The 15,451-nt window shown below is 69.1% G+C and carries 13 protein-coding genes; 10 read left to right on the top strand and 3 right to left on the bottom strand.

Features of this window, described 5'->3' with window-relative positions; all coding sequences use genetic code 11:
* The first annotated feature begins 20 nt into the window (after positions 1–20).
* The 8 genes from ABZT03_RS29420 to ABZT03_RS29385 all read left to right on the top strand — a co-directional run bounded on the left by ABZT03_RS29420 (position 21) and on the right by ABZT03_RS29385 (position 7,840).
* Entirely contained in the window at positions 21–1,514 is a 1,494-nt protein-coding gene (locus ABZT03_RS29420) for a putative PEP-binding protein (RefSeq protein ID WP_356044797.1), read from the top strand.
* Between the two features lie 31 nt (positions 1,515–1,545).
* On the top strand, positions 1,546–2,541 hold the full coding sequence (locus ABZT03_RS29415) for a DHH family phosphoesterase (RefSeq protein WP_356044795.1): 996 nt from the start codon (positions 1,546–1,548) through the stop codon (positions 2,539–2,541).
* Positions 2,538–3,122, top strand: a complete 585-nt coding sequence (locus tag ABZT03_RS29410; protein WP_356044793.1) for a nicotinate-nucleotide adenylyltransferase — start codon at positions 2,538–2,540, stop codon at positions 3,120–3,122. The genes ABZT03_RS29415 and ABZT03_RS29410 overlap by 4 nt, the downstream gene beginning before the upstream one ends.
* A gap of 2 nt (positions 3,123–3,124) precedes the next feature.
* On the top strand, positions 3,125–4,396 hold the full coding sequence (locus ABZT03_RS29405; RefSeq protein ID WP_356044790.1) for a CMP-5'-phosphonoformate--3-phosphoglycerate phosphonoformyl transferase: 1,272 nt from the start codon (positions 3,125–3,127) through the stop codon (positions 4,394–4,396).
* Positions 4,393–5,583, top strand: a complete 1,191-nt coding sequence (locus ABZT03_RS29400) for a hypothetical protein (RefSeq protein WP_356044789.1) — start codon at positions 4,393–4,395, stop codon at positions 5,581–5,583. Before ABZT03_RS29405 ends, ABZT03_RS29400 begins: the two co-directional genes overlap by 4 nt.
* Before the next feature lie 43 nt (positions 5,584–5,626).
* Positions 5,627–6,694 carry a selenide, water dikinase SelD gene (selD, locus tag ABZT03_RS29395; protein ID WP_356044786.1) on the top strand — a complete coding sequence of 356 codons (1,068 nt, stop codon included), beginning with the start codon at positions 5,627–5,629 and terminating at the stop codon, positions 6,692–6,694.
* A 133-nt stretch (positions 6,695–6,827) separates the two neighbouring features.
* Positions 6,828–7,400, top strand: a complete 573-nt coding sequence (locus tag ABZT03_RS29390) for an NUDIX domain-containing protein (protein WP_356044785.1) — start codon at positions 6,828–6,830, stop codon at positions 7,398–7,400.
* A gap of 110 nt (positions 7,401–7,510) precedes the next feature.
* Positions 7,511–7,840: a hypothetical protein gene (locus ABZT03_RS29385; protein WP_356044783.1), complete on the top strand. Its 330-nt coding sequence runs from the start codon at positions 7,511–7,513 to the stop codon at positions 7,838–7,840.
* Here ABZT03_RS29385 and ABZT03_RS29380 read toward each other — a convergent pair.
* Together ABZT03_RS29380 and ABZT03_RS29375 are read right to left on the bottom strand one after the other, a co-directional pair.
* Positions 7,835–10,114, bottom strand: coding sequence for a WD40 repeat domain-containing protein (locus ABZT03_RS29380; RefSeq protein ID WP_356044780.1), 2,280 nt, complete (start codon positions 10,112–10,114; stop codon positions 7,835–7,837). The two genes, ABZT03_RS29385 and ABZT03_RS29380, sit on opposite strands and share 6 nt — an antisense overlap.
* Positions 10,104–12,053 carry a caspase family protein gene (locus ABZT03_RS29375; RefSeq protein ID WP_356044777.1) on the bottom strand — a complete coding sequence of 650 codons (1,950 nt, stop codon included), beginning with the start codon at positions 12,051–12,053 and terminating at the stop codon, positions 10,104–10,106. The genes ABZT03_RS29380 and ABZT03_RS29375 overlap by 11 nt, the downstream gene beginning before the upstream one ends.
* 44 nt (positions 12,054–12,097) lie before the next feature.
* Here ABZT03_RS29375 and ABZT03_RS29370 point away from each other — a divergent pair, with 44 nt between their 5' ends.
* Complete coding sequence (locus ABZT03_RS29370) at positions 12,098–13,465, top strand: hypothetical protein (protein WP_356044774.1); 1,368 nt, start codon at positions 12,098–12,100, stop codon at positions 13,463–13,465.
* 1,100 nt (positions 13,466–14,565) lie between these two features.
* Complete coding sequence (locus ABZT03_RS29365) at positions 14,566–15,024, top strand: hypothetical protein (RefSeq protein WP_356044772.1); 459 nt, start codon at positions 14,566–14,568, stop codon at positions 15,022–15,024.
* Here the strand turns inward: ABZT03_RS29365 and ABZT03_RS29360 are convergent.
* The coding region (locus tag ABZT03_RS29360; RefSeq protein WP_356044769.1) for a transposase at positions 14,960–15,451 on the bottom strand (492 nt) is incomplete at its 5' end. The genes ABZT03_RS29365 and ABZT03_RS29360 overlap by 65 nt on opposite strands.

Here is a 15,451-nt window from a genome sequence, read left to right as displayed (position 1 = left end):
GGGGGAGGGTGCCCTCTGCCATGATGCGTGCCGCCCGCCTTTTAGCCACGCATGAGACGACGCCGGTGCTGCGCGCGGCAGCCGGCCGGGCCTTGGCTCCGACGGGGGCGGTGCCGGTTTGTTCCGGCATCGGTGTCGCGCCCGACTGCGCGAGCGGGGTGCTGTGCACGACCCCCGCCGAGTGCGCTTCCGCAGTGAGCGTGGGCACTCCTTACGTGTACGCCCGCCCGGTGACCAACGCATCCGACATGCCTGCCGCGGCGAACGCCGCGGCTCTGCTCACCGCCGGTGGAGGTACGACGAGCCACGCTGCGGTGCTCGCCCGGACCTGGGAGAAGCCCAGCGTGGTGGGCGCCGGATTCACCCTGGGCAACGGGACGCTGAACCTCCCGGACGGCGACGTCCTGCCCTCCGGCGAGTGGGTCACTGTCTGCGCAACGACCGGAACGGTGTGGCGGGGGCGGCTGGATCGGCACGAGGACGAGCGTGCGCTCGACCTCGTACGCAAGTTGAGCGAGGCAGCCGAGACCTTGGCCGCACTTCCCGGACCGGCGGTGTACGCCAATGCCGACACCCTCGCGGAGACAGAGCGCTGCACGGCGCTCGGCGCGACGGGCGTGGGCGTGGCCCGCTCCGAGCACATGTTCTTCGGCGCGGACGAACTTCCACAGCTGCGCATCGCCCTGTGGTCCGATCAACCGGCGCAGCGACAGGCGGCGCTGGCTGCGCTGCGCGACCTTCTGGCGGCCAAGTGCCGCGCGTTGATGACCGGCTGTGCGGGCAGAAAGCTCGCCATCCGCCTTCTCGACCCACCTGCGCACGAGTTCGCCGCGCCGCAGGACATGGCGCGCCTGCGGGAGCAGAATCCCATGATGGGTGTACGGGGAAGCAGGCTGGGCGTGCTGCGTCCGGACCTGTATCGTACGCAGGCTCAAGCGATCGTGGAGGCCCATCTCGCGCTGCCTCCGGCCCAGCGCAGCCGGCTCGCGATTCTGCTGCCCTTCGTCACCACAGGTGCCGAGGCCCACGCTGTCCGCCAGGCACTCGAACTGCCGGCGGAAGTCACCGTGGGGGCGATGATCGAGACTCCGGAAGCGGTGTTCCGGGCCGCCGAAATCGCTGCCGAGGTCGACTACTTGAGCGTCGGGACCAACGACCTCGTGCAATTCTCTCTCGGGATGAGCCGCGACGACGTCGCCACCACGCTGCTGCCCGCCTATCTCTCCCAGCGACTGCTCGACGACGACCCGATGACGCATCTCAATCATTCCGCCGGGACGATGGGGCTGATCCGGCTCCTGACGGGCATCGTGCCGGACACCCCATGGGGCGTCTGCGGTGAACACGCCGCCGACCCTTCGTCGCTGACAGCGCTCCTGCCCCTTGGTCCGGACTTCGTGAGCGTGAGCGCTGCCGGAGTGCTGTCCGCCCGCATTGAGGTGGGGCGCCACCGGGCACGCGGTCTGCTGAAACCGGACGAAGAGGTCACCGCGTACAAGGGCGGCCGTGCATGACCACGCGGGTTCGCGAAGGGGATCGACGGACATGAACGGTCGTCAGCTACCCAGCCGCTATGTCTTCTCCTATGTCAACCCGGACACGGACGGCGTGGGCGGTTGCCTCGCATATGCCGAATGGGCTTGTCGGGTGCGGGCGGAGACGTACACACCCGTCCTGTGGGGAGCCCTGGACGCCGCCACGCGGGTGGCCTTGCGGCATTACGCGGTAAAGGCGCCCTCCCCGGTGGGCAGCCTTCCTCCGGACTGCCGCATCGTCCTCGTGGACACCCACCACCTGGCCCAGCTGCCGGCCCGGCTGGATCCACGGCAGGTCGTGGAGGTCATCGACCACCACCCCCATGGAGACACCGCTGCCTTCCCGAACGCGCGGGTGCAGAACGAAGCGGTCGGCGCAGCGGCGACCCTCGTCGCCGAGCGGTTCGACGGGGCTGGCATCCTGCCTTCACCGCCCGTGGCCGGGCTCCTGGCCTCGGCCATCGTCTGCAGCACCTGGAATCTGAAAGCCCCTTCCACCTCGGACCGGGATCATCATGCCCTCGACCGCCTGCGTACGGTGACGGATTTCCCGGCTGTCTTCGCCCAGGAACTGCTGGTGACCTTGGACCACGCGCCCGCGACTCACGACACCACCACCTTGCTGTCCAGGCACGCCAAGCGGTTCCGCTTCGGTGCCGAGGGCGACAGCCATGTGGTGATCGTGCAGATCGAGTGCTCCCGGCCCACGGCGGTCACCGAACGCGGCGACCTCCTGGACTCGATCCGCGCGATGGCCCGGCGGGAGAACGCCGACCACTGCTTTGTGTCTGTCGTCGGCCTTGCCGAAGGCATCACTGTCGTCGTCTGCCCCGACCCCGGCACCCGGGCACTTCTGGAGCGGGTCCTGGACCTCAGGTTCATCGACGATGTCGCGCAGGAGCACCGCCTCATGCTGCGCAAGACGGACTACGTACCCCGGCTGGGCTCGCACTTCGGCCGGCCGGACGGAGCTGGCGACCTGATCGTCGTGAGGAGTGATTCGTGAGCGAAGACAACGGTGCCGGAGACAAGGTGGAACTCGGCATGGCCCACGGCCGGTTCCAGATCTTCCACAGGGACCACTTGCGCTACATACTCGCCGCGAAACAGCGTTGCCGCCGCCTGCTGGTGGGAATCACCTCGCCTGACCCGGCCGAGGCGCCTTTGGAGCGGACCGCACCCCATCGCAAGGAGCCGGCCGCGAACCCGCTCACGTACTACGAGCGCATGACCATGATCTCGTCATGTCTGTACGCCGAGGGACTCGGCGGGCACGAGTTCGACATCGTCCCTTTCCCCATCGAGTCGCCCGGGGAACTCGCCAACTACGCGCCCCTGGACGCCGTGCACTTCCTCACGATTCACGACGCCTGGGGAGAGGAGAAGACCGCACGGTTGCGCGGGCTGGGTTACCGGACGGAAATCCTCTGGCGCTCCGCCCACAAAGAGATCTCCGGCACCCGGATTCGCGCGGCCATGGCCGCGGGGGAAGGCTGGGAGCACCTGGTGCCCGTAGCCACCCGCGACTTCCTCGTGGCGCACCGCATACCGGCCAGGGTCGCCCGGCGGACGACAGCAGCGAGGTGAACATGGCCAAGGTCTATGTGATCGTGTTGGACGGTGCCGCCGACCGACCGGTGGCCGCTCTCGGCCACCGCACCCCCCTGGACGCGGCGCGGACACCCGCCCTGGACGGACTCGCCCGTCAGGGACGGTCTACCCTGATCACCGTCATCGGGGAGGGAATCTGGCCGGAGTCCGACTCAGGCGCCATGGCACTGCTGTCGTACGACCCGCTCCTCCATTACACAGGACGCGGCCCGTTGGAGGGGTACGGGCTCGGCATGGTGCGCGATGACGGCCGCACCATCGCCTTCCGGGTCAACTTCGCCAGCCGTGACGAATCGGCCGGCACCCTCGACCGGCGCACGGCGCGCGGACTCGACGACAGTCGGCTTCAAGCTCTGGCAGCGGCTGTCCGCGATCAGGTTTCGCTGGCGGATCTGGGAGTGCGATTCGATCTGTTCGCGTTCAACCGGCACCGCGGCATCCTGTCCTTCACCGCCGAAACGGGCGATTTGTCCGGGCAGGTCACCAACACCGACCCCGGTTTCCGCAACGTCGGCGCCTTCGGCTTCCCGGTCCCCGGTTTCGACCCCCGACCGCTGCTCGCCCGCCCCCGCACTCCGGCCCCGGCGGCGGTTCGCGCGGCCCACGTCGTCAACGCGTTCGTGGAGCGCTCCTCCGCCGTCCTCCGCTCTCACCCCGTGAACCGGGAGCGTCTCGCCTCCGGGGACATGCCCGCCAACCTTCTCCTGGTCCGGGACGGCGGCGATCCACCGAAGTCCTTGGCCGGGTTCCGGGAGAAGTTCGGCTGCTCCCTGACCATCATGGGCCAGATCCCCGCAGAGCGGGGCCTGGCCGAACTCATGGGCGCCGAGTTCGCCTACAGCATGCCGGAGCCCGGGGAGTCGGAGGCCGTATATCTGGGCCGCGCCGTGCGCCAGGTCCTCGATGCCCGCACCGACGTGGTCTTCCTGCACCTCAAGGGGCCCGACGAGCCGGGTCATGACAATCGGCCCCACGACAAGAAGCAGGCCATCGAACTCATCGACGGCAGTTTTCTGCGCCCCTTGCTGGAAGCTGTCGATCCGCAGGACGTCATCGCCGTCACCTCCGATCACGCCACCCCTTGCGAACTGGGCATCCATTCCGACGATCCAGTGCCCGCGCTGGTCCGGGCCCCGGGCCTCGAACCCGATGACACCACCCGGCTGACCGAGACTCAGGCGGCTGGGGGCGGCCTGCCAGTCGGTCGGGCGGTTGATCTCATGCCGTACCTCGTGAAGGTCCGGCCATGACGCCACCGGCTATCCACGACGTCAAGATCCGAGCCATCTTGAACAGCGGTGGCGGAGTGGCCGCCGAGGCGGAACTCGTGCTGAGTGACGGGACCGTCGGCCGTGGCTCCGCACCTGTGGCCATCAAGCCCGGGCGCCGGGAACGGCCGGTGACCGACTACCTGCGCATCGGTTCGCCTCCGCCCATGGACGTGGTCAAGGCCCTCTCGGCGCTCTCGGGCCGCAGCCGTGACGGTCAGGAAGCCGTCGATGCGTGGCTCGACGGACAACTGCCGGTCCTGGGCACCGATGTGGCCCTGGCCGTCTCACTCGCCTACGCTCGCGCGTCCGCAACAGCGTCCGGCCGGGGGTTGTACAGCTACTTCGCGGCGCTGTCGGGAACCGAGCCGGCCTTTCCCGGTCTGCTCGCGGCCGTCGTCTCCGGGGGTCTGCACCGCCGCGGCCACGGAGTCCCCTTCCAGCAAATCATGTTCGCCACCGAGCGGCACTGCCCCGAGGAGACCATCCCGCTGATCCTGGAGGCGTACACGCGGGCCGAGCGTCTGTTTGAGGCACGCGGGCTCCTCGTCGGCCACTCCGCCTCCGGCGGCATGCTGCTGGACTCGGCGGATCTCTCACTGCCCCTGGGCCTGCTCAGCGAACTCCTGGAGCACACCGGAGCCGGGGCCGGGCTGTCACTGGCCGTCGACGTCGCCGCCGAGCACCTGTGGACCGAGGACGGTTATCTCCTCGGAGAACGCCCTCTCGGCCCCGAGAGCCTGATGGGACGGATCGCCGATCTGACCACCCTCTACCCGATCACCTTCGTCGAGGACCCGTTCACGAGCGACCACTCGGTCTGGTGGGCGCGCCTCAGAGAGCGGCTTCCCCCTCACGTAGCCGTCGTCGGGGACGACCTCTACGCGACCAACAGCGCCTACCTCGACCCCGCGCTGGCCGACGGGATCGTCCTGAAGATGAATCAGGTCGGGACCGTGAGCGCCGCCCTGCGCACGTCGGTCCGGGCGGCGGCGTACGGCATGTCCCAGTGTGTCTCCCACCGCTCGTTGGAGACGGAGGACACCGCGGTGGCGGACCTCGCCGTAGGGGTGGCCGCCCGCTGGCTGAAGATCGGCGGGCCGCGACGCGGCGACCGGACCGTGAAGTACAACAGGCTCCTGCGGTTGGCGGAGGCTCTCCGCGCATGAGCCGTGCCGTAGCCGAGGGAGAGGTATCCCAAAGGGGGTGGACATGGAGAAGAACGGGGCCGGATCCGTCGACCTGCTGGAGCTGACGACGGCTGGCGGCTGCGGATGCAAGCTGCCGCTGGACGTGATGGGGCCGTTCATGACCTTGCTGCGAGGGCTGATCGGCGCTGTACCCACGTCTGACGCGGTGAAGGCCGACATCAGCCATCGCGACGACGCCGCGCTGTACGAAATCGCGCCGGGCAGACTCCTGGCCGTCACGGCCGACTTCGGTACCCCGGTCAGCTCCGACGCGAAGGTCTGGGGGCGCATCGCCGCGCAGAACGCTCTGTCGGACGTGTACGCGATGGGAGCACGGCCGCTGCTCGCCCTCAGCCTGCTCGCACTGCCGAGGCATCTGGGGCTCGATGTGATGTCCGACCTGACGGCAGCCGCCGTGGCCACGCTGGCGGAGTCCGCCACCCCGTTGGTGGGCGGTCACACCGTGGTGTCCGAGGTACCGATGTTCGGGCTGTGCGTCGTGGGGGAGGTTCTTGCCGACCAGGCCCTGCTGCTGGGCAACGCACGCCCGGGACAGGTGCTGATCCTCACCAAGGCGCTCGGTACGGGCATCGTCACTGCGGGCCGCAAGGCGGGGATCGCGTCACCGGCGCTGGTGCGGGTGGCCGAGGAGCTGATGTCGGCGTCCAATCGCGCGGCTGCCGACGCCGCGGTGCGGTGCGGCATACGCGCCGCGACGGACATCACCGGGTTCGGCCTCGTCGGCCATCTGCTGAACATGCTGTCTGCTTCCGGGTGCGCCGCCGTCGTCAGCGCGCATGCGGTGCCGGTCATGGCCGGCGTGGCCGATCTGCTCGACACGCACGGCGTCGTGCCGAACAGCGGCGAACGCAACCTGTTCGCGGTCGAGGACCAGACCACCTGGTCCGACGTGGCCTATGGCATGCGGCTGATCCTCTCCGACGCGCAGACCTCGGGCGGGCTGCTGCTGGCCGCCGACACATCGGCGGCCGACGCGTTCATGGCGGCGAGCGCCCGCGACGGCATTCCGGCCTCGGTCATCGGCACGGTGACGGACGGGCCAGCGGGCACCCTTGAGGTCCGGGCATGAGCCCCGGCGGAAGGCACGAACGAGACCGAACCGCGTGCCACTTCGCTCGTTGTACCGGTCGGCCCTCCCTGGCTCAGGCAGTCACCTGCAAGCCCCTTGCACCATTCGCAACCAAACAGAGGAGCACGTGTTCATGACCATTCCTCAGGACCTCGCGGAGCGTCGCGTCTTCTCCGGAAAGCTGGGCGAGGTCGTGCACGTACCGCAACCGGACGGTCGTGTGTTCGAGCGATTCCGGCGTCCGCCAGGCGTGCGTATGGTGATCGTCTCTGATCGCGGGATTCTCCTGACGGAGGAGTACCGCGAGGAGACGGGCGGGGTGGACCTGCGGCTGCCCGGAGGCAAGGTGTTCGACGACTACGAGAGTTTCGCCGCCGCCCGAGCGGCGGGAAGCATGACCGGGGCCGCGGAGGAGGCGGTTCTGCGGGAGGCCCGGGAAGAAGTCGGCCTCGTCGTCACCGACCCTGAGCTGATCACCGTCGCGCAGGCCGGAGCGACTGTCGAGTGGGACCTCTACTACTACCTCGTACGGGAGTTCACCGAGGCCGCCGAGGGCGCCCAACCGGAGGAAGGCGAACAGATCGAACCCGTGTGGCTCACCCCCAAGGAAATCTCGGAGGCCATCCAGCAAGGACGCATGTCGGAGTGGCGCAGCGTAGGCGTCCTGCTGGGGCTCGTCCTCCCCCGGGTCTTTCCGGAATCGTGACGACGAAGGGCCAAGGCGCTCCGGAGCCTCTTGAGGCGACCCCGGCGGCCTTGGGTGCGGCAGCGCCCCGTTACGCCGAGAGCCGTGATGCCTCGTGGAGTCACAAGGCCATGGACCTCCTGAAGGAGGGCCTGCTGCACGGCCAGGCCCGACACGCGCCGCACCAGGTCGTCGTGACGCACGTCTGGGGTCACTGCCCCCGGTGCAAGCACCGCATCGACGTCCTGCAGACACACCATCCCGCCTCGGCCCGCGAGCACGACCCGCCCTCCGGGCCGTCCGCCGGGGGTGAGCAGCACGTGCCCCTAAGGAGGGAGACGTTCGTGCTGGCCGTCACGTGCGCGTGCCCGACCGGCCTCCACCCGGGGGCTCCCGAGGCCGGTGGGTGCGGGGTCTCGTTCCGGATCGAGGTGCCCTTCATGGACCAGGACGGTTCATGACTGCGGCGGCCGGGCGGTGAACTCTTCGGAGGCCGGCCGTGCGGAGGGGAACAGGGTCAGTGCCAGGACGCCACGATGGGTGGCCACGGTCAGCGTGCGCCCGTGCAACGCGAGACCGGTGCAGCCGGTCAACGGCATGACGATGTGGGACCCGGTGCGCGGGTCCCACAGCCGGACGGTGCCGTCCTGGCTTCCGGTGACCACCAGCAGCCCCCGCTCGGCTCCGTCACCGACCGCGACCGCGTACACGGAGTCACCGTGCCCCTCCAGGACGCGCACCGATGCACCGCGGCGCAGGTCCCATACCCGTACTGTGCCGTCGTCGCCGCCGGTGACGGCCACCGGTGTTCCGTCCATCACACCGCACGCCACCGACCGCACCCAGTCGCTGTGGCCGCGGAGCACCAGAGGCGGTCCGTCCCCGTCCCTCAGCGGCCAGGCACGGACCGTTCCGTCGTCGCAGCCGGCCACCGCCAGCGGAGCGTCCGGCCGACCCCCCGCTGCGACCGCGTACACCGGTCCTCCCGGGCCCGCGTCGAGCACGCGGACGGCCTCTCCGCGGCTCAGGTCCCAGATCCGAACGGTGCCGTCGTTGCCCGCGGTCAGGCCGAGCGGAACGTCGTCGAGACGCGCCAGGGCCACCGAGCGGACCCAGTCGGTGTGTCCCTCCAGGACGTGCAGTGACAGGCCGTGGCGCAGGTCCCACATGCGTACGGTGCTGTCATCACCGCCGGTGAGCGCTACCGGAGTACCGTCCATCTCCCCGGCCGCCACCGACCGCACCCAATCGGTGTGCCCGTTCAGTTCGCGCAGCAGGCGGCCGTCGCGCGCGTCGCAGACCTGCACCCGGCGGTCGTTGCCTCCTGTCACCACCAGACAGCGGTCGCCGTCGTGGACCGTGGCCACCGACCGCTTCCACTCGGGCTGGCCGGACCAATGGCCGGACGTCTCGTCCTCGGACAGGTCCCACACCCGCACGGTGCTGTCGTAGCTGCCCGACACTGCGACCGGAATGCCGTCCAGCGTCCCCAGGCTCACGGATCTGACTCCCGCGCTGTGCCCTTCCAGAACCCGTAGCGGAGTCCCGTCGGACATGCTCAGCAACTGCACGGTGGTGTCGTAGCTACCGGTGAGCATCACCAAATTCCCGCCGTTCGCGCCGATGCCGATGGAATTTACCCCGTAGGTGTAGCCGTCGACGACACGCAGGGGCGTGGTCCCCTCGCTCAGGTCCCACAGCAGGACGCGGGTGTCGCCGCCGCCCGACGCGAACACCGCCCGGCCGTCGAGCCGGCCCACGGCGACCGAACGGACGGGACCGGTATGCCGGCGGAGGGTCCTCAGCAATGTGCCGTGGTGCAGGTCCCAGATGCGCACCGCGCCGTCGTGGCTCCCCACGACCGCCACGGTGATGTCGCCGACGTGGCCGAGCGCCACACATCGCACCCCGTGGGTGTGGCCCTCCAGCACCCGGACCATCCCACAGGTGTGTTGGTCCCACACCCTGATCGTGCCGTCGTCACTGCCGGTGACTACGACAGGCCTACCTGCCACATATCCGAGCACCACAGTGCGCACGCCATGGGTGTGGCCTTCGAGCACATGGGTCTGGGCGCCCGTGCGCAGGTTCCACACCCGGACGGTGCCGTCGCCCCCCGCGGACAGCACGGACGGGGTGTCGTCGAAGAGACCGAGCGCAACGGAGTTCACTCCTCGGGTGTGGCCCTCCAGAACGCGCAGGGCAAGGCCGTCACGCAGGTCCCAAATGCGCACGGTGCAGTCGCCGCTGCCGGTCGCCGCCACGGGCCGGCCGTCAAGGTCGCCGAGAGCCACGGCGTACACGGCGGCGGTGTGGCCTGACAGAACCCTGTGATAGGCGGTCGGTTCGACCCGGGACCACAGCGGCCACCAGCACGCGTCGGGCCGCTCGGGCAGCCCCAGCGACACGCCGTGCTCCAGCGCGGCCAGCACCAGGACGGCCGCCCGCTCTCCGGGCCTTTGGCCGCGCAGTCGGTGGGCACAGCGCAGAAAGAGACGGGCGCTGTCCGGCAGAGTCGGGTCCAGCCCCGCGCCGAGGGTGTTGGCCAGCACCTCCGGTTCGGCCGCCACCAGGAAGTTCACGTCACCGGCCAGCTCGGCCAGCACCCCTCCCGCACGGGCGTGCAGGGCCAGGTAGTGGGCGGTGTACGCGTTGGCGTGTTCCCAACCGTCCGCCGCCGCCAGCCCGTGCAGGCACCGAGCGATGGCTCGCTCCAGGTCCGCCTTAGTCGTCATCGCACATCACCTCGCTGAGATAGTCGGCGATGGCTTGGTGGTAAAGACGGAACACCGCCTGCCCGTCCTCGGTCGCCTCGGTCAGGTACCAGCCCGCTTCACGGATGATCCTCGCGACGTCCGAGTCGCGGTAGGCCCGGCCCGAGCGGGCCAGTTCGGTGGCCAGTGCCGACCAGATCTGCCGTCTGGGCAAACCGCGGCCACGGGTGAACGCGAGCGGGGTCAGCACTTCGCGCACCATGACGTGATCGTCGAAACGCTCCAGGTCACGTGCGAACACCTCGTGCAGACCGGCATGGCCCACGTCGCTGGGCAGTCGGGTGTGCCAACCGGGTTCGTCGACCGTCCGCTCGTCGAAGCTCTCCAGGACGCGCAGCGCGAACCGGGCGTAGAGGAAGACCCTACCCGCCTGCTCGGCGACCTCGTGGGCGGCGGTGGCCCGTCGTTCGGGCGTGCTCCACCGCCCTTTCAGCCGTTCCTCGACATAGTGTGCGATGTCGTCGGCCGTGGCGGGGTCGGCGCTCAGATCGAGGATGTGGAAGGAGCCGGTCCGCGGTCGCAGCGCCGCCACCAGTGGGCCCGGGTCGTCCGGGGTGGCATCGAATCGGCCGTCCCGGTCACGCCGCGTGCCGACGACCACACGGCATCCCTCCAGGCTGCCGATGGCCCGCAGCACGTCACGGGCCACGAACTCCTCCTCGCCGCGCTCGGACTCGTCGAGGGCGTCGGCGAGGATCGTCACGTGCCGGCCGGAGTCCGCGAGTTCGAGCACCAGGTCCCGCGCCGGACTCGCGGAGTCCACCAGATCGATGCCGAGTTGCCCGGCGATGTCCGTGGCGGTGTCGTCGACTCGCCGGTTCTTCAGGTGGGACACGGCATCGAAGCAACCGACCTCCGGGCGGGTGTCCGGATCCCCGTCGAGCATGCCGAGAGCCCGGCATGCGGGCTGGGAGGACGGATCAGCCAGCACGGCGAGGCGGCCGATGAACGCCGACTTGCCCGCGCCGGGCGCCCCGGTGACGACGTGCACACCTCGGTCGTGAGTGGCCAGCCAGGACACGATCTCCCGCGACATCTGCTGTCGGCCGGTGAAGAACCATCCCACGTCGTTGGCATCGGTGCTCGCCGCCTTCTGCAGGAAGTGTTCGCGGTCGGCGGGCGGCAACCTGCGCAGCAACTCGCCCAGTTCCACCGATCGGGCCGCCGCGTCCGCCCGGTAGCGCGGATTGGGCACGATCTTCAGCCCACTGCGCCCAGCGACCTCGGCGCATTGTTCGTCCTTCAGCCGCTCCCGCAGTTCATCGCGCAGTTCGTGCAGTGTGACGAACTCGTCGCCGTCCTTCCAGTGCCCCTGCTCCGATCCCTCCGCCAGGGCCGACAGCAGCGCCTTGACGAACGATCCGCTGTAGCAGCGCTCGTGGTGCAGACAGGACACGAGAACACCCAGGTCCATCGCCGGCGCGGCCTGAGCGGCGGCCACCTGGGACAGCGCCTGCTGCACCTGCGAGGCCGCGAACCCCGCGTGACACACGTCGAGCATGACCAGCGCCTTGGACGCTCCGCTGTTGAGAATCTGCTCGACGAGGTCGTCCGCGCTGATGGACTTCTTTCCGCCGTACGGCGGATGGGGCGGGCTGGAGGCCGTGAGGATGTGGTGACGGCCGTGATGCAGCCTGCCGTGGCCGGCCAGGTACAGCACCAGCGGGGCGCTGTTGTCGAACATCCGGATGCCGTCCGACCAGTTCTCCACCGCGTCCCGGATCGCCGTGGCGTCGGCCGCGGCCAGGCCTCGGCACCGGGCCACCGGTGAGAACCCCCACTGGCGGAAGAAGTCCTCGACGCGGACCGCATCGGTGAGTGCCTCGGGGAGGTCCGGGTGCGCGCTTTCGCGGTAGTCGATCCCGAGAGAAAAGACTGAGCCTCCGTCACGCGTGGTCACAGAATGGAATACTGACACAAACTGCCCGGAGCGGAGGCCAAGTTGTGCAGCACCTCGCAGCCGATCTCGTCGTCGTCCTCCCCGGCATCCTCGGGAGCACGCTGAGCCGGGGACCCCGTCAGATCTGGGGATACCGCAGTGTGGCCCGATTGGACCGGCTCTCCGACCGGCTGACACAGGATCTGGCGTTGCCCCCACAGGCGTTCGACGATCCCGAGCACGGGTTCAACGACGGCGCCCGTCCTACCGGCTCCATGCGGACCCTCGGAATCATTCCGGGCTTTCTCAGTGTCGACGGATACGACCGACTGCTGGCGAAGCTGCGAAGGGAACTCGCGCCCCTGGGGCCGGACTCCGTCATCGAGTTCCCCTACGACTGGCGGCAGTCGAATGCCTTCACGGCACGTCGGCTCAAGGCCGTGGTCGAACCCCTGTTGCTTCATCGCAGACGGCGTTTCCCCGCGGCCCGGCTGGTGTTCGTGGCCCATTCCATGGGAGGCCTGATCGCCCGCTATTACGCGGAGTGCCTTGACACGGAGAAACTGACGCGCCGGATCATCACCATCGGTACGCCCTTCACGGGCGCGGCCAAGGCTCTAGCCGTCCTGGCCAACGGCTATGCGTCGCTGGGCCCCCAACGCTTCCATTTCGGCGAGTTGGTGCGTTCTCTCCCCTCGGTCGCCGAGTTGCTCCCCGCGTACGCCTGTGTCGGCCCCTCCCCCGACACCCTGCGTCCGCTGAGCGACGCCGCGGTGCCCGGGCTGCCCGCCCTCTGCCGGCAGCGTGCTCAGCAGTTCCACCAGCAGATACGAACGGCCATCGCCGCCAACGGGGACGCGCGCCCCTCCTACCACGCCTTGATGAGCTGTCATCAGAAGACGGCGACGTGGGCGTCCGTCGCGGACGACCGTGACGAAGTACTCCTCCATTCCCCGGAGGACCTGTTCCAGCGTGGTGACGGCACCGTCCCGCGGTGCTCCGCCGCGCCCCCGGAGTGGGAGGACGACGCCGCATCGGTGTTCGTCTCCGGGCGGCATGCGTCTCTCCAACAGCAGCGCCATGTCGTCCTTCAAGTACACGGAATCGTCACCGCCCGGCCCAGGCGCCCGATGGCCGCGATGGACGAGATCGCCGTCGAGGCCGAGCCATGGGTCGCGCCCGGCGAAGAGTGGTCGGTGCGAGCAGAGTCCGTCGAAGGCTCGAACGGCCTGGTTCTGACCGTCACCGTGACCGATCCGTCCAATGACGAGGTCATCGCCCAGGCACCGATGCGGCCGCGGGGAGACGGCACGCACACCGCTTCACTGCGCCTGGATCGGCCGGGGGCCTTCCGCTGGACCGTCCACACGGTTCCCACGGCGGCCACACCGGTGGAACCCGTGAGTGACGCGCTCCTCTGCGTCGACGCCTGAACGCCACCTGTCCGGTGCCGCCCCGCACCGCGCAGTCCCGCCACCTCCTCACTGCCCAGGGTTCGCCGTTCGTCGTGCACGTCACCCACGCCGACGGCCGTGAAGAGCGGCTCTTCGCTCACGCGGTCATCGACGCCTCCGGCACAGGGCACGAGGTGACCCGTCTGCGGCCGGGTACTCCGCTGCACCACGGCGGGCACGACACTGCGCTGCCGCGACGACGGTGTCGACGGTGATCCCGTGGGACTGTGACGAGGGGTTCGGGCCGGCACGGTCCGAACGTCCTGGACAACGAGGACGTGACGGGCGCGATCCTCGAACCGGCGAAGACGGCAGCGCCCTTCACGACAGTCCTCGAGGCGAGCCGGATCTCGTCCACGGCGGCTGCGGCACACCTGCGCCAAGAACGAGGGCCGCTCCCGCAAGGCGTTCGCCGACGCCCGCGTCGACACCCACTCCAACCGCGTGCACTGCGGTAACAAGCGCGTGACGGTGAAGAAAGGTACGAAGAAGTCCGCACCGTCAGCCGGAACTTCGGCAGGCCCGACCTCGCGGACAAGCTTGTCTTCGACCTCCGGTCACGGGTCGACAAGGCCACCGCCGTCGTCGAGGACGCACCCGACATGCCCGTCTTCGTCTACGGCAGCGACGCGACCTCGTCATGGTCCTCGCACTGTTCACGGCCTATCCGCTCGCCGAGACGATCCATGCGTCGGGGGTCCTCGCGGTTGTCGTGAGCGGGCTGATCATGGCTCAGGTGGCGCGCCCCGTCTCATCCGGGCCGAGCACCGCCGGCAGGATTTGGCGTTTTGGCCACTGGCCACGTTCATCATCAACGCCACGCTGTTCGTCCTGGTCGGTGTCGGAACTGCACTACGCGGTGCGGCACATGAGCCGACCGAAAACGTGGTGATGTACTGGTGCCGCCCTCGCCGTCCGGGCCGGCCGTTCTTGTCGACGACCGGCTGAACGGTGCGCTCCTCTCATCCCGATTCATAGCCCTCCGGCCTCTCGACCCGGTGCTTTCCCGGTGGATCTGGGCCGTGTTGAACTCGCGGGCAGAACAGGCTCGTCGGGCGTCGCTGGCGACAGGTACCTCCATGGCGTCCGTGAAGATTCCGGTTTTGCTGGAGATGGGCCTGCCCCTGCCGCCCCTTGTGGAGGTCCAGCGGCTCAACGGAGTGCTGGCTTCGATCGAGGCGGGAACGCATCGCGAGGAGGAGCCGTCGGAGTCGACGTGTGGGTCACGGCTGACCTTCGGCTCCGGGATGACTGGGGGATCATGTGGGCTTAGCCTCAATACCGGTAACTTAGGGCTTTGGTATGCGTTTGACCCGTTTGGTTTTGGTGGCGCCAACGATGGTGATGGCCGGGACGCGCGGGTGGTCTGTAACGCGGTGGGCGGCGCGTTTGAGGGGCCAGCTGGCGACTTTGCGTTTGATGACGCGGAGGTTGGCCCGGCGGCGTCGCTGTGGCAGGAGGCGTTCGAGGAGTTCAGCGTGGGTGGCTTTGACCGCGCGGGCGAGTCGGCCGGGGGGAAAATGCCGCCTGGTCGGTGACCTGGCGGCGCACGACGCGCAGTGAGCGGGTGAAAGAGATCCGGTCGGGGTCCCGGTCAGCCTGTCGTGCGGCCTGGTGCATCAGGTGCCGGATGGCGTGGTGGACGAGCAGGAAGCCGTAAAGTTCCTGCTCGGCCCCGTCAGGGTGCTGCGAACGCAGTACCAGGTGCGACCCGCCGAGGTGAGTCTTGATTTCGTCCAGGGTGGACTCGAACTCCCATCGCTGGGCATAGAGTTCGGCCAGTTCCGCTGCCGGGGCCTTGCCCGGGTCGAGGATCGTGGTGATGAGCCGGTAGACACCCTCATGGCCGGCCATGGTGTACTCCACCGCACGTACCGGCACCCCACGACGGGTGTGGTGGATGTCGCTGCGATCGAAGATCTCAGTGAGATACGAGCCGTCCGACAACTGCTCGACCACCGGCAG

This window comes from Streptomyces sp. NPDC005574 (genome assembly GCF_040605435.1).
In the GTDB taxonomy this organism is placed as follows: domain Bacteria; phylum Actinomycetota; class Actinomycetes; order Streptomycetales; family Streptomycetaceae; genus Streptomyces.
This window is presented reverse-complemented; position numbering and strand designations above follow the sequence as displayed.